This is a genomic window from Lentzea flava (assembly GCF_014648475.1).
Classification (GTDB): Bacteria; Actinomycetota; Actinomycetes; order Mycobacteriales; family Pseudonocardiaceae; genus Lentzea; species Lentzea flava.
On sequence record NZ_BMRE01000004.1, the window covers coordinates 263,266 to 286,323 of the forward strand.

The 23,058-nt window shown below is 70.2% G+C and carries 20 protein-coding genes; 9 read left to right on the plus strand and 11 right to left on the minus strand.

The window, feature by feature from the left end:
• Positions 1 to 25: 25 nt before the first annotated feature.
• A complete protein-coding gene (locus IEZ09_RS09460) occupies positions 26 to 1,894 on the minus strand; it encodes a hypothetical protein (protein WP_189253210.1) in 1,869 nt (622 codons plus the stop codon).
• Positions 1,895 to 2,074: 180 nt separating this feature from the next.
• Between IEZ09_RS09460 and IEZ09_RS09465 the strand changes: the two genes are divergently transcribed.
• Complete coding sequence (locus tag IEZ09_RS09465) at positions 2,075 to 5,509, plus strand: S8 family serine peptidase (RefSeq protein WP_189253211.1); 3,435 nt, start codon at positions 2,075 to 2,077, stop codon at positions 5,507 to 5,509.
• A gap of 56 nt (positions 5,510 to 5,565) precedes the next feature.
• On the opposite strand, the gene IEZ09_RS09470 is transcribed toward IEZ09_RS09465, so the two are convergent.
• The 8 genes from IEZ09_RS09470 to IEZ09_RS09505 form a co-directional block, all read right to left on the minus strand.
• Positions 5,566 to 7,779 carry a heavy metal translocating P-type ATPase gene (locus tag IEZ09_RS09470; RefSeq protein WP_189253212.1) on the minus strand — a complete coding sequence of 738 codons (2,214 nt, stop codon included), beginning with the start codon at positions 7,777 to 7,779 and terminating at the stop codon, positions 5,566 to 5,568.
• Positions 7,769 to 8,656 (minus strand): DUF8832 domain-containing protein, encoded by an 888-nt coding sequence (locus IEZ09_RS09475; protein ID WP_189253213.1) that lies wholly within the window; start codon positions 8,654 to 8,656, stop codon positions 7,769 to 7,771. Before IEZ09_RS09475 ends, IEZ09_RS09470 begins: the two co-directional genes overlap by 11 nt.
• Positions 8,657 to 8,678: 22 nt before the next feature.
• Positions 8,679 to 8,885: a heavy-metal-associated domain-containing protein gene (locus tag IEZ09_RS09480; protein WP_189253214.1), complete on the minus strand. Its 207-nt coding sequence runs from the start codon at positions 8,883 to 8,885 to the stop codon at positions 8,679 to 8,681.
• Positions 8,886 to 8,920: 35 nt separating this feature from the next.
• Entirely contained in the window at positions 8,921 to 9,202 is a 282-nt protein-coding gene (locus IEZ09_RS09485; RefSeq protein ID WP_030469931.1) for a metal-sensitive transcriptional regulator, read from the minus strand.
• A 199-nt stretch (positions 9,203 to 9,401) separates the two neighbouring features.
• Positions 9,402 to 10,334: a M56 family metallopeptidase gene (locus IEZ09_RS09490; protein ID WP_189253216.1), complete on the minus strand. Its 933-nt coding sequence runs from the start codon at positions 10,332 to 10,334 to the stop codon at positions 9,402 to 9,404.
• Entirely contained in the window at positions 10,331 to 10,693 is a 363-nt protein-coding gene (locus IEZ09_RS09495) for a BlaI/MecI/CopY family transcriptional regulator (protein ID WP_189253217.1), read from the minus strand. The genes IEZ09_RS09490 and IEZ09_RS09495 overlap by 4 nt, the downstream gene beginning before the upstream one ends.
• A gap of 71 nt (positions 10,694 to 10,764) precedes the next feature.
• Positions 10,765 to 11,373, minus strand: coding sequence for a DUF305 domain-containing protein (locus IEZ09_RS09500; protein ID WP_189253218.1), 609 nt, complete (start codon positions 11,371 to 11,373; stop codon positions 10,765 to 10,767).
• 55 nt (positions 11,374 to 11,428) lie between these two features.
• A complete protein-coding gene (locus tag IEZ09_RS09505; protein WP_189253219.1) occupies positions 11,429 to 11,806 on the minus strand; it encodes a hypothetical protein in 378 nt (125 codons plus the stop codon).
• A gap of 127 nt (positions 11,807 to 11,933) precedes the next feature.
• Here IEZ09_RS09505 and IEZ09_RS09510 point away from each other — a divergent pair, with 127 nt between their 5' ends.
• The 5 genes from IEZ09_RS09510 (at position 11,934) to IEZ09_RS09530 (ending at position 17,616) form a co-directional block, all read left to right on the plus strand.
• On the plus strand, positions 11,934 to 12,434 hold the full coding sequence (locus IEZ09_RS09510; protein ID WP_189253220.1) for a DUF4396 domain-containing protein: 501 nt from the start codon (positions 11,934 to 11,936) through the stop codon (positions 12,432 to 12,434).
• A gap of 223 nt (positions 12,435 to 12,657) precedes the next feature.
• Positions 12,658 to 12,834, plus strand: coding sequence for a hypothetical protein (locus IEZ09_RS09515; protein WP_189253221.1), 177 nt, complete (start codon positions 12,658 to 12,660; stop codon positions 12,832 to 12,834).
• Complete coding sequence (locus IEZ09_RS09520) at positions 12,831 to 14,231, plus strand: multicopper oxidase family protein (RefSeq protein ID WP_189253222.1); 1,401 nt, start codon at positions 12,831 to 12,833, stop codon at positions 14,229 to 14,231. Before IEZ09_RS09515 ends, IEZ09_RS09520 begins: the two co-directional genes overlap by 4 nt.
• Positions 14,228 to 16,489 (plus strand): heavy metal translocating P-type ATPase, encoded by a 2,262-nt coding sequence (locus tag IEZ09_RS09525; RefSeq protein WP_189253223.1) that lies wholly within the window; start codon positions 14,228 to 14,230, stop codon positions 16,487 to 16,489. Before IEZ09_RS09520 ends, IEZ09_RS09525 begins: the two co-directional genes overlap by 4 nt.
• Before the next feature lie 35 nt (positions 16,490 to 16,524).
• The gene (locus tag IEZ09_RS09530; RefSeq protein WP_189253224.1) at positions 16,525 to 17,616 is read left to right on the plus strand and encodes an Rv2629 family ribosome hibernation factor; all 1,092 of its coding nucleotides are present in this window, start codon (positions 16,525 to 16,527) and stop codon (positions 17,614 to 17,616) included.
• Positions 17,617 to 17,622: 6 nt separating this feature from the next.
• On the opposite strand, the gene IEZ09_RS09535 is transcribed toward IEZ09_RS09530, so the two are convergent.
• The gene (locus tag IEZ09_RS09535; protein WP_189253225.1) at positions 17,623 to 19,248 is read right to left on the minus strand and encodes an alpha-amylase family protein; all 1,626 of its coding nucleotides are present in this window, start codon (positions 19,246 to 19,248) and stop codon (positions 17,623 to 17,625) included.
• A gap of 48 nt (positions 19,249 to 19,296) precedes the next feature.
• Positions 19,297 to 20,583, minus strand: a complete 1,287-nt coding sequence (locus IEZ09_RS09540; protein ID WP_189253226.1) for an erythromycin esterase family protein — start codon at positions 20,581 to 20,583, stop codon at positions 19,297 to 19,299.
• A 155-nt stretch (positions 20,584 to 20,738) separates the two neighbouring features.
• Between IEZ09_RS09540 and IEZ09_RS09545 the strand changes: the two genes are divergently transcribed.
• From IEZ09_RS09545 to IEZ09_RS46290, 3 genes are all read left to right on the plus strand, one after another.
• Complete coding sequence (locus IEZ09_RS09545; RefSeq protein WP_189253227.1) at positions 20,739 to 21,230, plus strand: SigE family RNA polymerase sigma factor; 492 nt, start codon at positions 20,739 to 20,741, stop codon at positions 21,228 to 21,230.
• Positions 21,227 to 22,027, plus strand: a complete 801-nt coding sequence (locus IEZ09_RS09550; protein ID WP_189253228.1) for a hypothetical protein — start codon at positions 21,227 to 21,229, stop codon at positions 22,025 to 22,027. Before IEZ09_RS09545 ends, IEZ09_RS09550 begins: the two co-directional genes overlap by 4 nt.
• Before the next feature lie 311 nt (positions 22,028 to 22,338).
• Complete coding sequence (locus IEZ09_RS46290; RefSeq protein ID WP_229812390.1) at positions 22,339 to 22,614, plus strand: DUF2637 domain-containing protein; 276 nt, start codon at positions 22,339 to 22,341, stop codon at positions 22,612 to 22,614.
• Positions 22,615 to 23,058: the final 444 nt, after the last annotated feature.

Here is a 23,058-nt window from a genome sequence, read left to right on the forward strand (position 1 = left end):
TCGAGTTCTGGCGGAAATCGGACCGTCAGTTGCTGCCTCGGGTGTACGCCCACGCGGTGCGGTTGAGGGAGTCCTCGATCCCCGTGAAGCCCTCGTTGGGGTTGAGCACGTCCTCCTGGAAGTCGACGTCGATGTCGTCCGCCGTGCCGCCGACACCGTCGGGACCGACCCCGAACATGCCCTTCGGGTTGCCGCCCTGGTCCATGAGGCTGTCGACCGCGTTGAACTGGTCCTGGTGCCAGCTGCCCGACATGTGCCCGGCCTCGTGGGCGACGATGTTGCCGATCGCCCTGCCGATGAACGCCTGCTTGTTGGTGGTGGCCGGGGTGATGTAGGTGTTCAGCGAGGTGCGGGACTGGCCTGCGGGGAGGCTGAGCACGTCCAGCAGCACCAGCGCGGTCTCCTCCTTGCCGAAGTTGCCCGCGTCGATCGACTGCGCGATGCCGACGGTGGGGATGCCGGACTCGGCGATCGAGCCGCCGACGACCACCCTGCTGACGTTCGGCTGACCCCACGGGTCGGCGTGGTCGCGGCTGTTGAGGATCCGCACCGAGAACCGCCTGTTGGTGCCCTTGTGGGCCAGGTCGTGCTCGATGTTCTCGCGCACGGACGCGATCACGGCGTCGATCACCGCGTTCTCGTCGGCGTCGGTGAGTCCCCAGCCGGGCAGGAACTTCCTGAGCGGCGAGAGGTCCCGGTTGCCGGCCGGTTCGGCGCCGTAGATCCGGGTGTTGACGCGCGCGCCGTTGAAGTCGAGGAAGACCGTCAGCACCTCGGGCCGCGGGTTGAGCTCCGAACCGGGACGGTAGGCCTCGACCGTGACGTCGTAGCGGCCCTCACCGTTCTCGACGCCGACGGTGTAGCGGCCGTCCTTCGGCGCCACGAAGTCGGCGACGGCGTTGCCACCGGCGGGCATCGGCGAGTTCTCGGCGTACAGGAAGCTGGCGTCCTGGGACGAACCGAAGACCTCACGCCCGGCCGGGTCGTGGATCATGACCCTGGTGGCCCTGCCGGCCGCGGACGCGCCGAGCACGTCGCCCGCCTTCAGGTCGACGGCGAAGAAGTCCCTGTCCACCTGGCCGTCGCCGGTCGCGATGGTGAGGTCGTACGGGCCCTCGGTGAGAACCCTCTTGCCGGTGCCCGGCTTCATCGGGTCGGCCGGGATGCCGCCGGGGCCGGACGAGGCGACCATGACGAAGACGTCGGTTCCGGCCGGCACGGGGATCTGCAACCTGCTGTCGGTGACGCCCGCGAGGTTGTCGTTCTGCGCGATGAGCTGGCCGTCCGCGCTGTAGGCGGCGAGCAGCGTGTCCAGGTCACCGGTCGGCGTGTGCGTCTCGACGGTCGCGACCGTTCCGTTCGCGCCGCCCGACAGCCGGTAGAAGTCGTGGTCGCCGGTGCCGTCGCCGCCGCTGCCGTGCGGGCCGTCGCCGATCGTGCCGTTGGTGCGCAGGGCCCTGCCGCGCGCGGGCACGCCGGTGTCGCTGCCGAGCGGGATGGCGTCGTTGGTCTCGGCGAACGGCGCCACCGCGGGGATGGTCGGGTCGCCCGCGAGGTCACCGGTGAGCGTGAGCTTCGGGTTCTTGCCCCTGCCGGTGCCGAAGCCCGCCACGTGCTCGGCCTTCGCGGGCGTGTCGTTGGCGCCCTGCGCGGTTTCCTTCTCGGTGTACGCCAACGGCGTGCCCGCGGTCCTGGCGGCGGCCCGCGACCGCTTGCGGGACTCCCGGTTCCGCTGCACCGCGGCCCAGTCGACCTGGGCCTCCGCTGGCAGGAAAGCCAGCATCGGCTCGGGCTGGCTCAGCTGCTGCGCGACGGGTTCCGCAGCCGACTGACCTGCGGCGACGAGTGACAGTGCGACACCTGCGGCGAGCACGCCGAAGAGATGTTTGCGCATATGAAGTTCCCCCGGTTCGGTCTGCTTCGAGGAAACCAGCGCGGTGTGTCCGGGACGAGCGTTTTGGGCGGGCTTTGTCCAGTTTCGGACATTGACCCTTGATCAAATGCAACCTGTCCGGCGTCGTTCCGGTTTGGGGGAGTGAGCGGTTGACACCGTCTCATCACACTGGGAGGACACGTGCGCACAGCACGCTGTGTGACGGTCGCCGTGCTGGCCGCCGGGCTGCTCAGCCCTCTGGCGACCGCACAGGCGGAACCGGGAACTGCCGGGGCCGGGGCCGAACCGAGCAAGGTCATCACGCTGATCAGCGGTGACGAGGTCGTGGTGAACGAGAAGGGCGAGCTGCTCCGGGTCGAGGGCCGGCCGGGAATGACGTTCGCCCAGTACGTCCAGAACGGACACCAGTACGTGGTGCCCGCGGACGCTGTTGGCGCTGTGGCACAGGATCGCATCGACAAGCGGTTCTTCGACGTGACCGCGTTGCACTCGTACGGCTACACCGACGACAAGACCGACCGGATTCCGTTGCTCAACAGCGGTTTCCGCACGGCGGGTGCCGTGCAGAAGAAAGACGCGGCGCAGCAGTGGAACCAGCGCCGCACCACCGCGCGCAGCGCCGGAAAGCTGTGGCTCGACGGCAAAGCGCGCGTCTCGCTGGACCAGAGCGTGCCGATGGTCGGCGCGCCCGCCGCGTGGCAGGCCGGGTTCGACGGCACCGGCGTCACGGTCGCGGTGCTCGACAGCGGCTACGACCAGCAGCATCCCGAACTGAAGGACGTCGTCGCGGTCGCGAAGGACTTCTCGGGGCAGGGCATCCAGGACAACGTCGGCCACGGCACGCACGTCGCGTCCACGATCGCCGGACGCGGTGAGAAGTACCGAGGCGTGGCCAAGGGCGCGAAGCTCGCGGTCGGCCGGGTGTGCGAGAGCGAGGGCTGCACCGAGAGCGCGATCATCGCGGGCATGGAGTGGGCGACGCGCGAGGTCCGCGCCAAGGTCGTCAACATGAGCCTCGGCGGTCTGCAGAGCGACGGCACGGATCCGTTGTCGCTCAAGGTGAACCAGCTCACCGCCGAGACGGGCGCGCTGTTCGTGATCGCGGCGGGCAACTACGGCGGCATCCAGAAGGTCAGCACCCCCGCGGCGGCCGACGCCGCGCTGGCGGTCGCGAACTCGACCAAACAGGGCGAGATCCACGAGTCCTCGTCCCGCGGCCCGCGCTTCGGCGACCTCGCGATGAAGCCGGACATCGCGGCACCGGGCGAGGAGATCGTGGCGGCACGAGCGGCCGGCACGCTCCCGGACGCGGCCGTCGACGACCTGCACGCGCGGCTGTCCGGCACCTCGATGGCGACTCCGCACGTGGCGGGTGCCGCCGCGATCCTGGTGCAGCGCAACCCCTCCATCACGCCGGCGGAGCTGAAGGCGCGGCTGATGTCGACGGTGAAGCCGCTCGCGTTCACCTACTCGCCCGACGAGGGTGGCACAGGCCTGCTGAACGTGGGCCGCGCGGTGACCCAGCAGGTGTGGGCGGAGGCGGGCAGCCTGTCGTTCGGACTCGTGATGTGGCCGCACACCGGGCCCGTCACGAAGACGGTCACCTACCGCAACGACGGCGACCAGTCGGTTTCCCTTGTGCTGCAGCACGATCTGGGTGATCGCTTCACCGTGGCATCGTCGGTTGTCGTGCCCGCCCACGGCTCGGCCCCCGTCGACGTCGTGCTGGATCCGGGCAAGGGCCTCGGCACGTTCTCCGGACGCCTGCGGGCGAGCGCCGCGGGTGTCGAGCTGACCACGTCGGTCGGCGGCGCGGTGGAGCCGGAGCGGCACGGGTTCTCGTTGCGCGTCACCGGACGTGACGGTCAGCCCGTCGGCAACGGCTGGGTGGTGCTGGTCGACCTGGCCACGAAGAACTCGTCGGTGCTCGAGCTCGGCCAGGACGGCTCGCTGAGCACGCGGCTGCCGGTCGGCGACTACGCGGTGCTGGCGCGGTTCGCGGAGGGCACGCAGAGCCGCACGTGGTACGCGCCGAAGTCGGTGACCGACGTGGCGGGCAAGGTGTCGACGAAGTCGGACGTCTCGGTGCACCTCGATCTGCGGCAGGCGAAGCAGATCGCGTTCGACGTGGACGACGACCGCGTGACTCCGCTGTACCGGCTCACCACGATCAAGGTGCCGGTGAACCCGGCCTTCCGCGACTCCGTCTGGTCCAGGATCGACGGACGGGTGCCGGTCTACGGCATGTCGTTCGGCGAGCCGCTGCCTGAGCTCGCCTACGACACCGTCGCCGTCGCCGCGCAGCCGAGGATCTCGGTCGTCGGCGGGATTCCGGTGAACTACTTCGCCGACAGCCCCGAGCTGCCGCAGGGCGATCACACCTACGACGTCGTGGAACGCGGAAGTGCCGACGTGCGCGGCAAGCTGGTGCTGGTGCGGCCCGCCGACGAGCAGGCGTTCATCGTCGCGAGGCAGCTGAAGGAGGCTGGAGCGGCAGGCGTGCTGTGGGCAGGTCCGGAGCCGATGGTGTTCTGGGAGCCCACCGAACTGCCGGTGATCATGGTGGCCGAACACCTCGCGGCGCAGGTGCCCGCGAAGCTGACGTTGCGCGCGCAGCCGACGTCACCCGTGTCGTACACCGTGCACCAGGGCGAGAAGGGCGCGGTGCCGGCCGGAAAGACCTACCCCGTCAAGCGTTCCGCGCTCGCCGAGGTGAAGGCGCGCTACCACACCGCGGGCGCGGACAGCGTCGTGACGACGCGGAACTACCCGGTCGTCGACGGCGTGGTGAACCCCGACCTCTTCATCGAGGAGCCGCTCGGATCACCGGTCACCCGCGTCGAGCACTTCTCGCCCGGCAGCTGGTACAACGAGGGCGCCGTCGGCCGGTTCAGCGGCTTCGAGGTCGACCCGCTGACGCATTCGTGGGCGAACCTGCGCGTCGAGAAGTTCGAGGCGGGCCGCCGGTACGAGCGCTCGGCCCTGCGCGGTGTCGCCGCGCCGAGGCTCGGCAGGGCGGAAGCGCCGTGGCCGCACGGCGGTGGCGTCTCCCGCGAGTTCCCGCACATCCAGGCGAACGTCTCCCCGTTCGGCACCGCCACGGCGGTGGAGGGCAGGGTGCGCAACAGCAGCCTCACCATGGAGCTCAAGCGCGACGGCGTCTCGCTGGGAACGGATTTCCTCTACGACAGCAGGTTCTACGCACCGAAGCGGGACGGCCGCTTCACGCTGGACCTGCACGCGACGCGTGACTTCGTCGCACTGTCGAACGACGTGCGCACCACGTGGGAGTTCACGTCACCGGCCGACGGCAAGCTGCCGTTGCTGGAGGTGAACTACGCGCTGCCGCTCGACCTGCGCAACAGCTGGAAGGCGGGCGTGCCGATGCCGGCCAAGTTCACCGCGGCACGGCAGGCGGGAGCGGGCAAGGCCGTGGTGAGCGAGCTTCGCGCCTACGCGTCGTTCGACGACGGTGCCACCTGGGTGCCGGTCTCCGGTGTCGTTCCCGCGGGCGGGAAGGCGGGCGGCTTCGTGTCGTTGCGCGTGACCGCTCGGGACGCCGACGGGAACACCGTCGACCAGACGGTTCTTCGCGCTTATCGCCTGAAGGCCTAGGCGCGCCGAAGCGGGTCGAGAGGAATCTCGACCCGCTTCGCCCATCACCGCCGCGGTCAGCCGCTGACGCTGCGGAACCCGCGCAGTCGCAGGCTGTTGCTCACCACGAACACCGACGAGAACGCCATCGCGGCGCCCGCGATCATCGGGTTGAGCAGGCCGAGCGCGGCCAAGGGCAGCGCGGCGACGTTGTAGGCGAACGCCCAGAACAGGTTGCCCTTGATCGTCGCCAGCGTGCGGCGCGACAACCGGATGGCGTCCACGGCGGCCCGCAGGTCGCCGCGCACCAGCGTGAGGTCGCTGGCCTCGATCGCGACGTCCGTGCCGGTGCCCATCGCGAGACCCAGATCGGCCTGGGCGAGTGCCGCGGCGTCGTTCACGCCGTCGCCGACCATCGCCACGACCCGGCCCTCGTCCTGCAGGCGCTTCACGACGTCGACCTTGTCCGCGGGCAGCACCTCGGCGATGACCTCGTCGATGCCGACCTCGCGGGCCACCGTGCGAGCCGCTGCCTCGTTGTCACCGGTCAGCAGCACCGGGCGCAGGCCCAGCGCGCGCAACCCCTGGATCGCCTCGACCGACGTGGGCTTCACGGTGTCCGCGACGACCAGGACACCGCGGGCCTTGCCGTCCCACGCGACGATCACGGCCGTGCGCCCCTGGTCCTCGGCCGCCTTCTTGGCCTCGGCGAGACCGGAGTCGAGGCGGACGCTCCACTCGGCGAGCAACCGTTCGCGGCCGACGAGCACCGCGTGCTCCCCGACGACGCCCTGAACGCCCAGTCCCTCCAGGTTCTGGAACTCCTCGACGGCAGGGACGTCACCCGCGGCCTTGGCGATGGCCTTCGCGATGGGGTGCTCCGAAGCGTGTTCCAGCGCACCGGCCAGGCGCAGCACCTCCTGCTCGTTCTCACCCTCGGCGGTGTGGACGCTGATGAGGCTCATCTGGCCCGTGGTCACGGTTCCGGTCTTGTCCAGCACAACGGTGTCGACGCGACGGGTCGACTCCAGCACCTCCGGACCCTTGATCAGGATGCCCAGCTGCGCGCCGCGACCGGTGCCGACGAGCAGCGCGGTCGGCGTGGCCAGGCCCAGCGCGCAGGGGCAGGCGATGATCAGCACCGCCACGGCGGCCGTGAAGGCCGCGCCCACGCCGTTGCCGGTGCCGAGCCAGAAGCCCAGCGTGCCGACGGCCAGCGCGATCACGATCGGCACGAACACCGCCGACACCCGGTCGGCCAGGCGCTGCACCTCGGCCTTGCCGCTCTGCGCCTCCTCGACCAGCTTGGCCATCTGGGCGAGCTGCGTGTCGGCGCCGACTCGCGTGGCCCGCACGACCAGGCGTCCGCCCGCGTTGACCGTCGCACCCACGACCGCGTCACCCACGCCGACCTCGACGGGCACCGACTCGCCGGTGAGCATGCCGGCGTCGACGGCCGAGCTGCCCTCCTCGATCACGCCGTCGGTGGCGATCTTCTCGCCGGGCCGCACCACGAACCTGTCCCCGACGCGCAGATCACTCGTCGAAATGCGGAACTCGCGGCCGTCGCGCAGCACCGCGACGTCCTTCGCGCCGAGTTCGAGCAGCGCCTTCAGGGCGGCACCGGCGCGCCGCTTGGACCGCGCCTCGAAGTAGCGGCCTGCCAGGATGAACGTCGTGACGCCCGCGGCGACCTCGAGGTAGATGTTGCCGGCGCCGGACATCCGCTCGATCGTGAGCGAGAAGCCGTGCGTCATGCCCGGTGTGCCCGCGGTGCCCAGGAAGAGCGCATACAGCGACCACAGGAACGCCGCGCCGACACCGACGGAGATCAGCGTGTCCATGGTGGCCGCGCCGTGCCGCAGGTTCGTCCACGCCGCCTTGTGGAACGGCCACGCGCCCCACACCACGACCGGTCCGGCGAGCGCGAGCGAGAGCCACTGCCAGTAGGTGAACTGCAGCGCGGGAACCATCGCCAGCGCGATCACCGGCACGGACAGCACCACCGAGGTGATCAGCCGCTGCCGCAGCGATCGCGTCGGATCCTCCTCGACCTGGACGGCGTGCTCGACGGGCGGTGCGGGCAGTTCGGCGGTGTAGCCGGTGTCCTCGACCACCTTGACGAGGTCGGCGGGCGACAGGTCGCCGGGGAACGTGACCCGCGCCTTCTCCGTCGCGTAGTTCACCGACGCCTCGACGCCTTCGAGCTTGTTGAGCTTGCGTTCGATCCGCGCGGCACACGAGGCGCAGGTCATGCCGCCGATCGAGATCTCGATGGTTTCAGTGGCCATGACCTTCTCCTTCCTCGTGGGTCGGCGGTGCGGCCGGGGCCGGGGTCGCGGTGCCCGCCGTGGAGAGGGTGAACTCCGCGGTGCGGACCTTCCCCTCGTGCTGGAAGTCCAGGAACAACCGGTAGCGGCCGCCGGTCGGCACCTCGACGGCGAACTTCACCTGGTCACCGTCCTCGGGATGCACGTGCAGGTACGCCAGGTCGGCCGCGCGCAGCGCGACCAGATGTCCCTTCGCGCCCAGGTAGTTCTGCAGGTCCGTCACCGGCTTGCCGTCCTTGCTGATGGCGACGGTGACGGTCGACGCGCTACCGACGGTGAGCTCACCGTCGAGGGTTACCTCGTAGCCGTCGACGGTGAACGTGCGGCTGTCGGCGTGGGTGCGCGGCCGGTAGTCGCCCGCGACCTGGAGGTCGGCGCCGAGCGTCGTCTTCGGACCGTCCTCCGGCTTGAAGTCGGCGAACACCCGGTAGCTGCCCGCTTCGGTGAGCGTGAGCGGCACCGACCACATGCCGTCCGGCGTCATCTCCGGGTGCACGTGGCGGAAGTTCGACCCGTCCCGCCGGACGACGATCAGGTGCAGCCGCTTCTCGTGCTCCACGGCGAACTTCGTGACGGGCTTGCCGTCCGGCCCGCTGATGTGGAAGCCCAGCGACTCGTTGTCGTGCAGCTGCAGCGTGTAGCCGTTCTCCGAAACGGACAGTCCCGGTGGGACCTTCGCCGGTTCGGCCTCGTGCCCGCCGTGGTTGTTCGCGACGGCCGCGTCCGGAGTCGCGGTCGCGCCGCCGGACGGGCCGATCGCGGCGCCGGCCGCCCAGGCCCCGCCGAAGACGATCGCCAGCGCGAGGCCGTAGGCGGCGACCTTGTGACCGGTCTTCATGATCTTTCCCCCTCGCGCGGTCTCAGCCGGCCAGCTCGTAGCCGGCCTCGGAGACGGCGGCGCGCACCGCGTCCTCGGCGACGGGCTCGTCGCTGGTGATCGTGACCTTGCCGGTGGGGAGGTCGACGTCGACCTGCCGCACACCGCTGATCTGGCTGACCTCCTCGGTCACCGAGCTGACGCAGTGCCCGCAGGTCATGCCCTTGACGGTGAAGGTGGACTCGGCCATGGGTCGTTCTCCTCGTGTGGTGGGGACGCGAAAAATCAGGAGCGGACCAGGCGGGCGATGGCGTTGCTGGCTTCCGCGATCTTCTCGTCGGCTGCCGCGCCGCCGTCGGTGATGGCCTGGCTGACACAGTGCTTGAGGTGCTCGTCGAGCAGTCCCAGTGAGACCGCCTGCAACGCGCGAGTGGCGGCGGAGATCTGGGTGAGGACGTCGATGCAGTAGTCGTCGTTCTCGATCATCCGCTGCAGTCCGCGGACCTGGCCCTCGATCCTCTTCAGACGGCGCAGGTGGGCGTCCTTGTTGTCGGTGTAGCCGTGCACGTCTCGCTCCTGTCGATCTTCTCCACCGCGCGGCGGTCGGAGCTGACCGGGGGAACGGTGGGCGCTTGGCTTCAACATACCCCAGGGGGGTAGGGGTTTACCAGAGGTCGGGTGTGACGTGATGCACGATCGGTGAGATCTACTATCGAACGTAGTGATCAGGTGCGCGAATACCCATACAGGGTATCTGTACTGGCCTCTAACCGGCCGGGCAGACCAGCAGCATCAGGGCCGTCAACGCGCCCGCACCCGCGATCGCGGGCAGAACCAGCGCCGCCGCACCCGCGAGGCCGCACGACAGCAGCCGCCGCACCGTGCTCGGGGTGCTCCGCCGCTGCCGCAGCCGGGCGAGCCTCGTCTCCACCGCGTCCCTGCTCATCGCCAGGGCCGCTCCCGGTGCGCCGTGCCCGGCCACTCGCAGCAGCGCGATCCGCACGTTCTCCACGCCGTGAGCGCGCACGGCGGCGGTGTCCGCGGCCAGCTCGACGAACTCCCTGACCGCGATCGCCGCCCGCTTGAACAGCGGCAGGAACGGCAGGGTGGCCGCGACGACGTCGCCGATGGTCACCAGCAGGTGGTGGCGCCCCGCGAGGTGGGCCCGTTCGTGCGTCAGCACGGCCTCGACCTGCGCCGGGGTCAGGTGGCGGTGCAGGCCGTCCGTGGCCACGACGACGCCGGGCCTGCCCGCGAGGCTGAACGCCAGCGGGCGGTCGTGCTCCAGCCAGAGCGTCGGGTGAGGGCCCGCTTCACGGCGGGCCGCGATCCGCAGGACGTCCAGGTGACGCCGGCCCTCCAGCGCGCGCCGACGCGCGGTGCGGCGGCCGACGACGGTGACGCGGACGAGCAGGGCGGCCAGCGCGGTGGCGCCGATCACGCCGCTGACCGCTTCGACCGCCGGAGCAGTGCCGTGCCGCAGGGAGTCCCAGCAGTGGTGGGCCGCCGCCACGACGCCGAAGCCGTGGTCGGGCAGAACCAGCAGGACCATCGCGGCCGCAACCGTGACGACCACGGCGACGACGGAGGCGAGCCACGCGACCAGCGCCACCACCGGATCCGCGAGCCGGACGAGCCGGCGCGGGGCCAGCCAGCCGACCAGGGCGGACCCCAGGAGCAGCGCGAGCGCCACGGTCATTTCTTCGGAGCCTTCCTGCGCAATCCCTTGCGCAGCAGGTCGGACTCCTCCTCGGAGGCCGTCCTGGCGAAGTGCAGGAGGGCGGCCTGCGGGTCGCCGGAGGCGCTGAGGATCTCGCGCACCGCGTTCGCCGCCGCTTCGGCACGGCTCACCGTCGCGGCGTACAGGTAGGCCTTGCCGTCGAGCTCGCGGGTGAGCCAGTTCTTGCGGTGCAGGTTGTCCATCACCGTCATCACGGTGGTGTAGGCGAGGGCTTTGCCGGTGTCCAGGCGTTCGAGCACCTGACGCACCCGCAGCGGCTCACCTGCGTGCCACAGCACGTCCATCACCGCTGCTTCGAGCTCACCCAGTCCGCGCATCGCACACCCTTCCGGCAGGCCAAGGGTACGCGAGGCGGACGGTCGCGACCGCCCGCCTCGCGCTCACCGGATCAGACCGCCTTCAGCAGCTCCCGCATCTCGGTGATCTCCTTCTGCTGGGCGTCGACGATGTCCTGGGCCAGCTTCTTGGCGTCGGCGTTGCCGCCCTTCTGCACCTCGGTCTTCGCCATCTCGACCGCGCCCTCGTGGTGCTTGATCATCATCTCGAGCCACATCTTGTCGAACGGGGCGCCCTTGGCCTGCTCGAGCATCTTCATGTCCTCGGCGCTCATCATGCCCGCCATGCCCGGCATCGAGCCGTGGTCCATGCCGGGCATCGAGGTGGAAGCGCCCCACTCCTTGAGCCACCCGTTCATCTTCTGGATCTCGGGGTCCTGCGCGCCCTCGATCCGCTTGGCGAGGTCGAGCACCTTCGCGTTGGTGCTGCGCGACGGCACGAGCTTCGCCATGTCCAGCGCCTGCTGGTGATGCGGCACCATGCCCTGCGCGAACGTCACGTCGTCGGCGTTGTGGCCGGCGGCCTGACCGCTGCCCGTGGCCGCGGGAGCGGTGGACGACGAGCTGTGGTCCATGCCGGCCGTGTCGTTCCCGCCGCACCCGGCGACGAGTGCGACAACCGCGGCCCCGGCGGCGGCGATCCCGATCAACGACTTCCTCATGCTGCGTGCTCCTTGTCTGTGCTTTGTGGACTGTGATCGCGGCGAACCGGGTGGATCACAGCCTCAACACGCAGGCGGAGCTGAGCAGGGCACGGCCTCCGACGGGCGGTGGGTGATCAGGTGCGCGAGGCCACGCCGACGAACTGAGAGTCCTGCCTGCGCTCTCGGGAGCGGGGCGCGCCAGCAACCACGCCAGCAGGACCAGGGACGCGACCGCGCAGAGCACCGCGACACACATGTGCAGCACGTCGTGCCCAGGAGAGGAGGGTGCGGGCTCCTCGGGCAAGTGCTGCTGGTGTGCGGTGACGGGACCCATGTGGTGGCCGGAACGCATGTCGCCGTCGGTGGCGACGTGATGCATCCCGACGACGCCCAGGAACAGCACGCACAGCAGCAGCCACCGCGTGACTGTGCGCTGTGTGCCGCCGACCATGCTACTACCGTACCTAGTAGATCCCATCACAGTGTCGTACGGGTGGCGCACCGCGGTCGGTTCAACGCCGGGGTTGATACTCATACCCCCTATGGGTATGGTTCGACGCGAACTGAAGGAGGAAGTCATGAACCACGGCGCCGCACCCGCGAGCCTGACCAGGCAGGCCATCTCCGCCACGCTGCACTGCCTCACGGGCTGCGCGATCGGCGAGGTCCTCGGCATGGTCATCGGTACCGCGCTGGGGTGGTCGAACCTCGCCACGGTCGTGCTGTCCGTCGTGCTCGCGTTCTTCTTCGGGTACTCGCTGACCATCCGCCCGGTGCTCAAGTCGGGCGTGGCCCTGAAGGCCGCGATCGGCGTCGCCTTCGCGGCGGACACGTTGTCCATCACCGTGATGGAGATCGTCGACAACGGGGTCATGCTCGTCGTGCCCGGCGCGATGGAGGCCGGGCTGGCGAACTGGCTGTTCTGGGTGAGCCTCGCGTTCGCCCTGGTCGTGGCGTTCGTCCTGACCGTGCCGGTCAATCGCTGGCTGATCTCGCGGGGCAAGGGTCACGCGGTGGTGCACCAGTACCACGGCGGGCACGAGGCCCACGCGCACGAAGGTCACCACGACCACCACTGATGTCGTGGCTGGAGCCGGGGCGAACCCGGCTCCAGCGATCACCTGAGTCTCTGACCCTCGCGTCACGCTGACCGGCACAAGCGCGCGACGAGCACTGTGGCGGCGCTGAACCCTCCTAAGATCCATAGTAGGTTTTGCCAGGGACCTAGTCCCGTTCAGGATCGGGACCTTCGGATTCCGCGTTGGCTCCGAGCTGCCCTGATGGCCGGGTGCCGGGAGGGCCATGCTGGAGGCGACCGAGGACGAGGAGGGCGCCGTGAAACGCCGGAACCCGGGCCCGTACGCGATCGCCCTGGCGATCCTGGTCGTCGGCTTCGCCTTCGCCGGAGTGCCCTTCCAGACGATGCTGTTCGGTCTCCTGGTGCTGGCCTGCCCGCTGTTCCGGAAGGCGACCGCATGAGCCCCTTCAGCCGCCGGGCCTTCCTGGGCGCGACCGTTCTCGGGATCGCCGGGTGTTCCGCCACCGGGAACCCGTTGATCCTGCCGACCGATCCGGTGGTCAACCGCACCGAGGTGGCCCGTGGTCGCACCGGCCGCACGCGCGCGGTCACGGTGACCGCGACGGAAGGCCAGGTCGACCTGGGTGGCCCGGTGGTGCGCACCTGGACCTACGACGGAGTGCTCCCCGGCAAGGAGCTTCGCGTCGGCGCAGGCGACCTGGTCGAGGCGAGGGTGGTGAACCGGCTGCCCGCGGACACGTCGGTGCACTGGCACGGCCTGGCGCTGCGCAACGACATGGACGGCGTGCCCCCGGTGACCCAGGCCGCGATCAGGCCGGGAGAGGACTTCACCTACCGGTTCGTCGCCCCGGCTCCGGGCACGTACTGGTTCCACCCGCACACCGGCACCCAGCTCGACCGCGGCCTGCACGCCCCGCTGATCGTCGAGGATCCGGCCGAACCGGGTGCGTACGACGCCGAGTGGGTGGTCGTGCTGGACGACTGGCTCGACGGCACCGGCACCGACCCGGACCAGGTGCTCGCGAGCTTGCGGCAGCGCAGCGGTCACCTGATGCACGGCGCGGCGGCGCTCGGCGGCGACGTCGCCCATCCGCGCCACCTGATCAACGGCCGGATCGCCTCCGCACCCGTCACGTTCGCGGCGAAACCTGGGCAACGCGTCCGGATCCGGCTCGTCAACGCCGGCGCGGACACCGCCTACCGCGTGGCGTTGGGCGGACACCGCCTGACGGTTACGCACACCGACGGCTTCCCCGTCGTCCCGGTGGACACCGACGCCCTGGTCATCGGCATGGGCGAGCGCTACGACGTGCTGGTCACACTCGCCGACGGCGCCTTTCCGCTCGTGGCCGTCGCGGAGGGCAAGAACGGCGCGGGCATGGCCGTCGTGCGCACCGGCACGGGCGCGTCGCCGGGGCCGGAGGTGCGGCCGGGCGAACTGCGCGGCAAGGTCGTGGGATACGACGAGCTCAGGGCCACGGCGCCGCTGCCGGTGCGGCGGCCGGACGTGGTGCACCGGCTGGAACTGACCGGGGGAATGATGAGCTACGAGTGGGGCGTCAACGGCCGCTCGGACGGCCTGCAGAGAGTCCGGAGTGGACAGCGCGTGCGCCTGGAGTTCGTCAACACCACGATGATGTGGCACCCCATGCACGTGCACGGCCACACGTTCCAGCTGAACGGTCCGCGCAAGGACACCGCGATCGTGCTGCCGGGGCAGACGGTGGCGTGCGAGTTCGACGCGGACAACCCCGGCCAGTGGATGGTCCACTGCCACAACGCCTACCACGCCGAAGCCGGGATGATGACCGTGCTCGGCTACGAGGAGCAGCGATGAACTCCGTGGTGCTGGACGTCAGCGGTCTGCACTACGCCACCGAGCAGAACGTTGTCGACGCCAAGCTCGGCAGGCAACCGGGAGTGCACCACGTCGAGGTCAACCCCACGGCGCAGACCGCGACCGTGCACTTCGACCCGGACGTGACCTCCGTGGCCCAGCTGCGGCAGTGGGTGATCGACTGCGGCTACCACTGCGCCGGGCAGTCGGTGCCGCACCACATCTGCGACCCGGCGGCCGAACCCCGTACCGGACATTCACCGCACCGGGCGATGGCACATCACGGTCACGACCACGCGTCGATGGCCACCGACATGCGCAACCGGTTCCTGGTCGCGCTGCTGTTCTCCATCCCGATCGTGCTGTGGTCGCCGATCGGCACCGAGGTGTTCGGGCTGCACCTGCCGGCGCCGTTCGGCATGCGCGCGGACGTGTGGTCGTTGCTGCTGAGCCTGCCGGTGATCGGCTACTCGTGCTGGATCTTCTTCGCCGGCGCCTGGCGGGCGTTGCGGGCCAGGACGCTCGACATGATGGTGCTGGTGGCCGTCGCGGTCGGCGCGGGCTGGCTGTACTCCGTCGTGATCACGCTGACCGGCGGGGGAGAGGTCTTCTACGAGGCCGCGACCGTGCTGGCCGCGTTCGTCCTCTTGGGACACTGGTTCGAGATGCGGGCGAGGGGCGGCGCCAACGACGCGATCCGCACGCTGCTGGACCTGGCACCGCCCAAGGCTCTGGTGCTGCGGCACGGCGAACCGGTCGAGGTGCCGACCGCCGAGGTGGCGGTCGGTGATCTGCTGCTCGTGCGGCCGGGCGCGAAGATCGCGGTGGACGGTGTCGTCGAGGAGGGCGACTCCGAGGTCGACGAGTCGATGGTCACCGGCGAGAGTCTGCCCGTGCACAAGGCGCCCGGTTCGGCCGTCGTCGGTGCCACCATCAACGCGAACAGCACGCTGCGGGTCCGCGCGACCAAGGTGGGAGCGGACACCGCGCTCGCGCAGATCGTCAAACTCGTGCAGGAAGCCCAGAACTCCAAGGCACCTGGCCAGCGGCTCGCGGACCGGGCGGCGTTCTGGCTGGTGCTCGTGGCACTCGTCGGCGGAGGTCTCACGCTCGGTGCCTGGCTGCTGTCCGGCGCCTCCTTCGCGACGGCGATGCTGTTCGCCATCACCGTCGTGGTGATCACCTGCCCCGACGCGCTCGGTCTCGCCACCCCGACCGCGATCATGGTCGGCACCGGCCTCGGCGCGAAACGCGGCGTGTTGTTCAAGAACGCCATGGCACTCGAGACCTCCGCCCGCATCGAGGTCGTGGTGATGGACAAGACCGGCACCCTGACCAAGGGCGAGCCGGAGGTCACCGACGTGATCACCGACGGCTTCGGCGAGGACGAGCTGCTGCGCCTGGTCGCCGCCGTCGAACGCGAGTCCGAGCACCCGCTCGCCGAGGCGATCGTCCGCCGCGCAGGCGACCTGGACGGGCTGCGGGCGGCGCGGTTCGAGAACGTCCCTGGACACGGCGCGATCGCGGAGGTCGGTGGCCGGCGTGTGGTCGTCGGCAACCGGCGGCTGTTCGAACGGGAAGGCGTGGAGCTCGGCCCGTTGGCGAGCCGCCGCGACGAGCTCGCCGCCACCGGTCGCACGGCGGTGCTCGCCGCCGTCGACGGCGTGCCCGCCGGGGTGATGGGTATCGCCGACGCGCCGAGGGAAACGTCGGTCGCCGCGGTGCAGGCGCTGCACGACCTCGGCGTCGAGGTCGTGATGCTCACCGGGGACAACCAGGCCACGGCCGAACGCATCGCGGGGCAGCTGGGCATCGACACCGTGATCGCCGAGGTGCTGCCCGGTGACAAGGCCGCGAAGGTCGCGGAACTCCAGGCAGGCGGCCGCAGGGTCGCGATGGTCGGCGACGGTGTCAACGACGCGCCCGCGCTGGCCCAGGCCGATCTGGGCATCGCCATCGGAGCCGGGACCGACGTGGCGATCGAGACCGCCGACGTGGTGCTGATGCGCTCCGACCCGCTCGACGTCCCGATCGCGCTGCGCATCGGCCGCGGCACGCTGCGCAAGATGCGGCAGAACCTCGGCTGGGCGATCGGCTACAACACCATCGCGCTGCCCATCGCGGCCGGAGTGTTCGAGCCCGCGTTCGGGCTGATGCTGCGGCCTGAGATCGCCGCTCTGTCGATGTCCGGGTCGAGCGTCATCGTCGCGGTCAACGCCCTCGCGCTCAAGCGCCTGCGGCTGGGCGGCGTCGTGTAGATGGCGGCACAGCGGGTAACACCCGGTGCATGGACATGTCGAAGTTGCAGGACATAGCCACCGCTCCAGGCCCGTTCGCGTCGGTCTACCTCGACGCGTCGCACGACACGGAGGACGCGGCCAAGGTCGCCGAACTGCGCTGGCGGGGACTGCGCGACCAGCTCGCGGACCAGGGCGCGCCGGAGGAGACGCTGTCCGCGCTGGACGAGGCGGTGGCCACGGCCGATCCCCCGGCCGGCAAGGCCGGGCGCGTGCTGATCGCCTCGGGGTCCCGCGTGCTGGTGGACCAGACGCTGCCGGTGCCGCCGCCCGCCGACGTCACGCGGTTCTCGTCGCTGCCGGACCTGCTGCCGCTCGCGTCCTACCTGCCGCCGCCGGTGCCGCACGTCGTCGTGGTCGCCGACTCGTCCGGCGCCGATCTGCACTCGTTCGACGGGCGGGTCGAGCTGGTGGAGACCGTCCGCGGCAGGCAGCACCCGCTGCACAAGACCGGTGGCGGCGGCTGGGCGCACAAGCGGCTGCAGCAGCGCGTGGAGGACACCGTCAAGCACAACGTCAAACAGGTCGCCGACGAGGTGGAACGCCTGGCAGGCGAGGTGCACGCGGAACTCGTCGTGCTCGGCGGCGAGGTGCAGGCGCGCAGTGCGGTGCGGGGCGAGCTCGGCCTCGACGACGACCTGGTCGTGGAGGTCGAAGGCGCGGGGCTGGCCGGGGGCACCGACGACGAGGAGTTCGACAAAGCCGTGCGAGCGCTGGTCGCGCAGCGTCAGCAGCAGCACGACGCCGAGGCCGTCGAGCGGTTCCGCGCCGAGCTCGGCCGCGACGGGCTCGCGGTCGAAGGCCTCGCCGGGGTGACGGACGCGCTGCGGCAGGCCAACGTGGACACGTTGGTCGTGAACACCGGCGTGCTCGCGGACCAGCTGGTGTGGACGAGCGGTCAGCCCGACCAGGTCGGTGCCGACGAGGCCAGCGTCCGGCAGGGTGCCGGTGATCCGGCTGAGGTGGAGCGCAACCGCGCGGACGACGCGTTGGCGCGTGCGGCGGCCGTGACGGGCGCGAACGTGGTCGTCGGCGACGACATCGAGGTGCTGCAGGGCGTTGGAGCGATCCTGCGCCACCGGCCCTAGCCGGCGTCACGACCACGGGATGTCGGCCAGGCGGATCCAGCGGAAGCCATACCCGTTGAGCCGCAACGACAACAGGTCGACGTCGTTGTCGTAGACGCCGTCCGCGACGACGTTCTGCGGCGGCTCCTCCTCGGAGGCCAGAGGAGGAACGGACACCTGGCACGGTTCGGGGCTCAGGTTGTGCGCGAAGAGCATGACACCGCGCGGCCCGCGTGCCACGTGCACCAGCACGTGGGGCGGGCCGATGTCGAGCACCTCGTGCTCGCCGGTGGCGATCTCCTCGCACTCGCGGCGGGTGTGCAGGATGCGTTCGAACCAGGTGAGCAGGCTGTGCGGGTCGCTGCGCTGGCGGGCCACGTTCACCTCGGCGAAGCCGTGGCGTCCCGCGCTGATCACCGGTCTGATCAGCGAGTCCGCTCTGGAGAACCCGGCGTTCTTCGCGTCCGACCACTGCATCGGGGTGCGGATCGCCTCCCGTTCCGGCAGCGTCAGGTCCTCGCCCATGCCGATCTCGTCGCCGTAGCGCAGCACCGGGGTGCCGGGAAGGGTGAGCTGCAGGCTGTACGCGAGCTCCACCCGGCTGCGGTCGCCGTCGAGCATCGACACCAGCCGTCTGCGGATGCCACGCCCGTAGAGCCGCATGTCCGGGTCGGGACCGAACGCGGCGAACACGTCGTCGCGCTCGTTCTCGTGCAGCCTGCCGAGGTCGACTTCGTCGTGGTTGCGCAGGAACGTGGCCCACTGCGCGTTCCGCGGCAGGTCCGGCAGCTCGCGCAGCACCGTCGCGATGGGACCGGCGTCGCACCGCGCCAGCGCCAGCATCACGGCCTGGTTGAGCCGGAAGCTGAACAGCATCAGTGCCCGGCTCGCCCGGTTGTCGCTGTGGCCGAAGTACTCCAGCACCTCGTGGTCCTCGACGTTGGCCTCGGCCAGCACGACCGCGTCCCGCCGTTGCCACGACGCCGTTTCCCGGATGTCGCGCAGCAGGCTGAAGTCCTGTCCGGACCGCGACGAGACCAGGAACGGCGCCGCGTCCACCCGGAACCCGGACACCCCGAGCCGGGCCCAGAAGCTGACGATCCTGCGGATCTCCGCGCGCACCTCGGGGTGGTCGGTGTTGAGGTCGGGCTGGAAGCGGTAGAACCGGTGCCGGTACCACGCCTCCGCCTGGTCGTCGTAGGTCCAGGTCTCGTTCTCCACACCGGGGAAGACGGAACCCTCCCGCCGGTCAGCCGGCTCGGTGTCCGACCAGACGTACCAGTGCCGCAACGGTGAGTCGCGCGCGGCCCGTGCGGCCAGGAACCACGGGTGCTCGTCACTGGTGTGGTTCACGACCAGGTCCATCATGACGCGCACGCCCCGCTCGTCGGCGTGGTCGAGCAACTCCGCGAAGTCACCGAGAGAGCCCAGCCTCGGGTCGACGGAGTAGTGGTCGGTGACGTCGTAGCCGCCGTCGCGGCGCGGCGACGGGTGGAACGGGTTGAGCCACACCGTGTCGACCCCCAGCCGGGACAGGTAGTCCAGGCGGCTCATGAGTCCTCTCAGGTCACCGACGCCGTCGCCGTCGGAGTCCTGGAACAGGCACACGTCCAGCGAGTAGATCACCCCGTTGCGATACCAGCGCTCCACCACGCCGGCAGGATTCCCTTCCCACGCCTGGCGAACCGCTGTCCGCTGGATTCAGACGCCGCTGGGGTAGGTCTCCGGCTCGAGCGTGTCGATCTGCGGTGTGTGCAGCGGGTGGAGCGCACGGGTCTGGTCGATCCAGAGGAAGGCGTCGTAGCGGTCGCCGAGCACGGTCGGCAGGTAGTTGCGCGTGCGTTCGTGCTCGGGCGCGTAGACGACCCCGATGGCGCGGTGGTCGAGTTCGGTGGTGAGCAGGCCGGGCCGGTCGGCGCGGGGGAAGACCATCAGCGCCTGCTCGGGTGCGGCGTCGTGGAGCACGTCCTCCAGCGAGCCGGGCCGGGCCGCCGGCACGGGCATCTCGCGCATCGGCGCACCCCACGCGCTGCCGGCGACAACAGTGCCGCGGTGGCTGCCCAGACCGATCAGCACCACCTGGTCCTCGCCGTGACGCTCACGGGCGAGCTGGCCGATGGTGACCGTGCCGGAGGCCGCCATGGCCGTGGCGCGGACATCGCCGACGTGCGTGTTGTGCGCCCAGACCACCGCCTTGGAACCGGGGCCGTAGTGGGACAGCAGCCGGTCCAGCGTCTCGTCCATGTGCCGGTCGCGGACGTTCCACGACTCGGGCCCGCCGGTCGTCATGGCCCGGTAGTAGCGCTCGGCTCCCGCCACGACCGCGGCGTTCTGCCACGCCCCGAAACTGCCGCCCTCGGCCGTGGCTTGTTCACGCAGGCGCACCAGGAGGTCGACCACCTCGTTCTCGCAGCCGGCCGGGACGAAACGGGTCGCCATCGCGTAGTCCCGCGCGCTTTCCCCGTACGGCTCGAAACAGCGGTAGGCGGCCAGGGCGGTGGGCACCTCGGCGGGGTCGTGCTCGCGCAGATGGACCATGATCTCGCGCAACGACTCCCACAGCGAGTACACGTCGAGGCCGTGAAAGCCCACCCGCGCATCGTCGTCGAGCCCGGCGTTGTGGGCGCGCAGCCACCGGCAGAAGCCGAGGACCTCCTCGTTCGCCCACATCCAGGTCGGCCACCGGTCGAACGCCAGCAGCGCCGCACGCGGGTCCTCGGGTGCGGCGGGGAAGCAGCGCACCGCCCGGTCCACCCGAGCGCAGTCCGGCCAGTCGCCTTCCACCGCGACGAACGAGAAGCCCTTGCCGGTGATGAGCCGCTGGGTGAGAGCGGCACGCCACCGGTAGTACTCGTGGGTGCCGTGGCTGGCCTCGCCGATCATGACCACCCGCGCGTCGGCGACGCGGTCCAGCAGCACGTCGAAGTCACCGGGATCGGTCAGCGGCGCGCACAACGCCACGACGTCGTCACGCCGATGGCTGGTCATCGGGACTCCTTCGTCGGCTCACCTGGTGGGGTTCACGGCCGCGCGGGGCAGCAAACCCGGAGGGGTCCCGGCAACCGTTGGAAGACCGGATGCAACGTTGGGGGTCACTTCTCCATTAGGGGTGCGCAATCGAGATCGACGATCGGGAGTGGCCGGTGGAGTTCGCTGAGTACGTGGCAAGGCAGCGTCCCGCGCTGATGCGGTTCGCCATGGTCCTGACCTGCCGGACCTGGCTGGCCGAGGACCTGGTGAGCGACGTGCTGGGCCGGGCGTTCGAGCGCTGGGACCGGATCTCGGGAATGGACGAGCCGAACGCCTACGTGCGACGGATGATCGTCAACGAGTACCTGTCGTGGCGCAGGATGCTGACCCGCACGTCACCACGCGCGGAGGTCGAGCCGACGGTGATCTCCGACGGCGCCGACGAGAGGGCCGAGCGGGACGCGATGATCAGCCGCCTCGCGGGCCTGCCGAAAAAACAGCGCGCGGCCGTGGTCCTGCGCTATTACGCGGGCCTGTCCGACAGAGAGATCGCCACACAGCTGGGGTGCCGGGAGCCGACCGTGCGCAGCCAGATCCATCGGGCACTCAACGTCCTGCGCATCGACCTCACCACCACCGCCCCCAGCTTCCAGGAGACCTCATGAGCGACCTGCGCACCCTCTACGACGCCTTCGCCGAGCTGGAGCGGCGCGTCGACGCCGCGGCCACGGATGTGGCCCCGATCGTCCGGCCGCGGCGGACAGCGCGCCTGGTCCCCGTCGCGGCCACCGTCGTCGCGGTGGCTGGCCTGTTCGCGGGTGCGGTGTGGCTGGTGCCGGGCGGCTCCGGCACACCGGCCGGCCCTCCTGCCACCGCACCGTCCACGACCACGGCGCGCAGCCAGCTCCCCACCACGCCGGATGAGCTGATCGCCCGGTTCAAAGCGGTGCTCGGCGACACCGCGACGTTCGAGGCGACCTCGAAGACGGCCGTGCCGAAGTCCTCCCCGTCGAAGGGTCAGCAACCGGGGACTTACCCGTCGAAGAACCAGCAAGCGGGGACGGTGGTCCTGACAGCAGAGCCGGGGAACCCTGACAACACCGTGCTGATCTCCGGGACCCTGACCTCCGCGGGCGTCACCGGAGGCTTCGGCCTGACGGTCCACTCCAGTGATTCTGAGCCCGGCGAGTGGTGCCGCCTCTCCAGGACGAAGGACTGTGATGTCAGCACGCTGCCCGACGGCTCCCGGCTGGTGACTGGGACGGGACGGCACGCTCCCGGCGCGGTGTCGTACATGGCGTGCCTGGTGCGGCCCGACGGGAAGGTGATCCTCCTCAGCGTCAGCAACCAGGAGGACCCGGGAGGCGCCGCGATCGGCACGCCGGGCGGCCGGATCTACGCGTCGCAGCCGCCGCTGACCCTCGAGCAGATGAAGGCGATCGTCACCTCCGGCAAGTGGTGACGAGGGTCGTGCCGGCCACCTCGGTGGCCGGCCACCGCTTCGCACAATGCGAAAAAGCAGGCAGAGACGAATCTCTGCCTGCTTTTTCGGAGTACGCCGCCAGGGACTCGAACCCCGGACCCGCTGATCAAGAGTTCTCGGGTGGCCCCGACGGAGGTGTCGGCTGATGTCGGCGAGTGCCGTTTCCGCACTTCAGATGCAGGAACTCGAAGCGTCGCCTGCTGCTCGGTGTCAGCCTGTCGTCGCACGTCAGGCTTCTCGGGCCCTTCCATGGCTCGCAAACAGGCGTACTGCGGGGCGTGACGAGGGCGGTGACGGTGATCATCGCGGCGGTCGTGGGACTGACGTTTCTCTTCGGGTTCGGCAACGTTCTGAGTCTCGCGTTGCGGCTGGGAGTGCCGGTGTGGGTGGCCCCGCTGATCGCCCCAGCTGTCGACCTGTCGATCCTTGGGCTGCTCTTGGCGACGCGGTACCTGGCACTACACGGCGCGTCGGTGGTGGATCTCCGGCCGCTGCGCAGATTCACCCTGTTTGTCAGCGCGGACTCACTGGCCCTGAACGTACCGAGCCTGTGTCCTGCCTGGTGACTACGGTAGGGCGGCGTTCGATGCCGTGGGTCCGATGTTGTTGATCGGCTGGGCTGAGGTCGGACCGCAAGTCCTGCAAGCACTTGCTCGGACCGAGGCACCTGAGGCGCCCGCTTCGAGTCGCGACTGACTGACACCCGCGTGAGTCGGGTGCCGGTCGCTCGAATGATGATCTCCTCCGGGCGCCTCAAGCCGACGCCCGGCACTGGGCCCAGCATCGGCGGCCCATCTCGGCGGATGCCCTTCGTCGCGAATTGGAGATCGGAGCGGACCGGGCTCGTGAACTGGTCGACGTTGTTCGGGGCGAGGTTGCGGCAAAGGTATGCGCAGCGGCGTAAACGACCTAGGGCCTGTCCTGCGGATCTTCACCTGAGGTGAAGCACGGTGCAGGCCAGGATGATCTCGGCTCGGTGGTAGGCGGCTCGTTTCGCGAATCTGGTTGCC

What these genes read in the sequence shown, in the direction of transcription:
- IEZ09_RS09505 (WP_189253219.1), bottom strand. Translation starts at nt 11,806, where the DNA reads ATGGTCGGCGGCACACAGCGCACAGTCACGCGGTGGCTGCTGCTGTGC.
- IEZ09_RS09510 (WP_189253220.1), top strand. Translation starts at nt 11,934, where the DNA reads ATGAACCACGGCGCCGCACCCGCGAGCCTGACCAGGCAGGCCATCTCC.
- IEZ09_RS09525 (WP_189253223.1), top strand. Translation starts at nt 14,228, where the DNA reads ATGAACTCCGTGGTGCTGGACGTCAGCGGTCTGCACTACGCCACCGAG.
- IEZ09_RS09495 (WP_189253217.1), bottom strand. Translation starts at nt 10,693, where the DNA reads ATGCGCGGACTGGGTGAGCTCGAAGCAGCGGTGATGGACGTGCTGTGG.
- IEZ09_RS09540 (WP_189253226.1), bottom strand. Translation starts at nt 20,583, where the DNA reads ATGACCAGCCATCGGCGTGACGACGTCGTGGCGTTGTGCGCGCCGCTG.
- IEZ09_RS09480 (WP_189253214.1), bottom strand. Translation starts at nt 8,885, where the DNA reads ATGGCCGAGTCCACCTTCACCGTCAAGGGCATGACCTGCGGGCACTGC.
- IEZ09_RS09460 (WP_189253210.1), bottom strand. Translation starts at nt 1,894, where the DNA reads ATGCGCAAACATCTCTTCGGCGTGCTCGCCGCAGGTGTCGCACTGTCA.
- IEZ09_RS09515 (WP_189253221.1), top strand. Translation starts at nt 12,658, where the DNA reads ATGCTGGAGGCGACCGAGGACGAGGAGGGCGCCGTGAAACGCCGGAAC.
- IEZ09_RS09550 (WP_189253228.1), top strand. Translation starts at nt 21,227, where the DNA reads ATGAGCGACCTGCGCACCCTCTACGACGCCTTCGCCGAGCTGGAGCGG.
- IEZ09_RS09470 (WP_189253212.1), bottom strand. Translation starts at nt 7,779, where the DNA reads ATGGCCACTGAAACCATCGAGATCTCGATCGGCGGCATGACCTGCGCC.
- IEZ09_RS09500 (WP_189253218.1), bottom strand. Translation starts at nt 11,373, where the DNA reads ATGAGGAAGTCGTTGATCGGGATCGCCGCCGCCGGGGCCGCGGTTGTC.
- IEZ09_RS09490 (WP_189253216.1), bottom strand. Translation starts at nt 10,334, where the DNA reads ATGACCGTGGCGCTCGCGCTGCTCCTGGGGTCCGCCCTGGTCGGCTGG.
- IEZ09_RS09530 (WP_189253224.1), top strand. Translation starts at nt 16,525, where the DNA reads ATGTCGAAGTTGCAGGACATAGCCACCGCTCCAGGCCCGTTCGCGTCG.
- IEZ09_RS09475 (WP_189253213.1), bottom strand. Translation starts at nt 8,656, where the DNA reads ATGAAGACCGGTCACAAGGTCGCCGCCTACGGCCTCGCGCTGGCGATC.
- IEZ09_RS09520 (WP_189253222.1), top strand. Translation starts at nt 12,831, where the DNA reads ATGAGCCCCTTCAGCCGCCGGGCCTTCCTGGGCGCGACCGTTCTCGGG.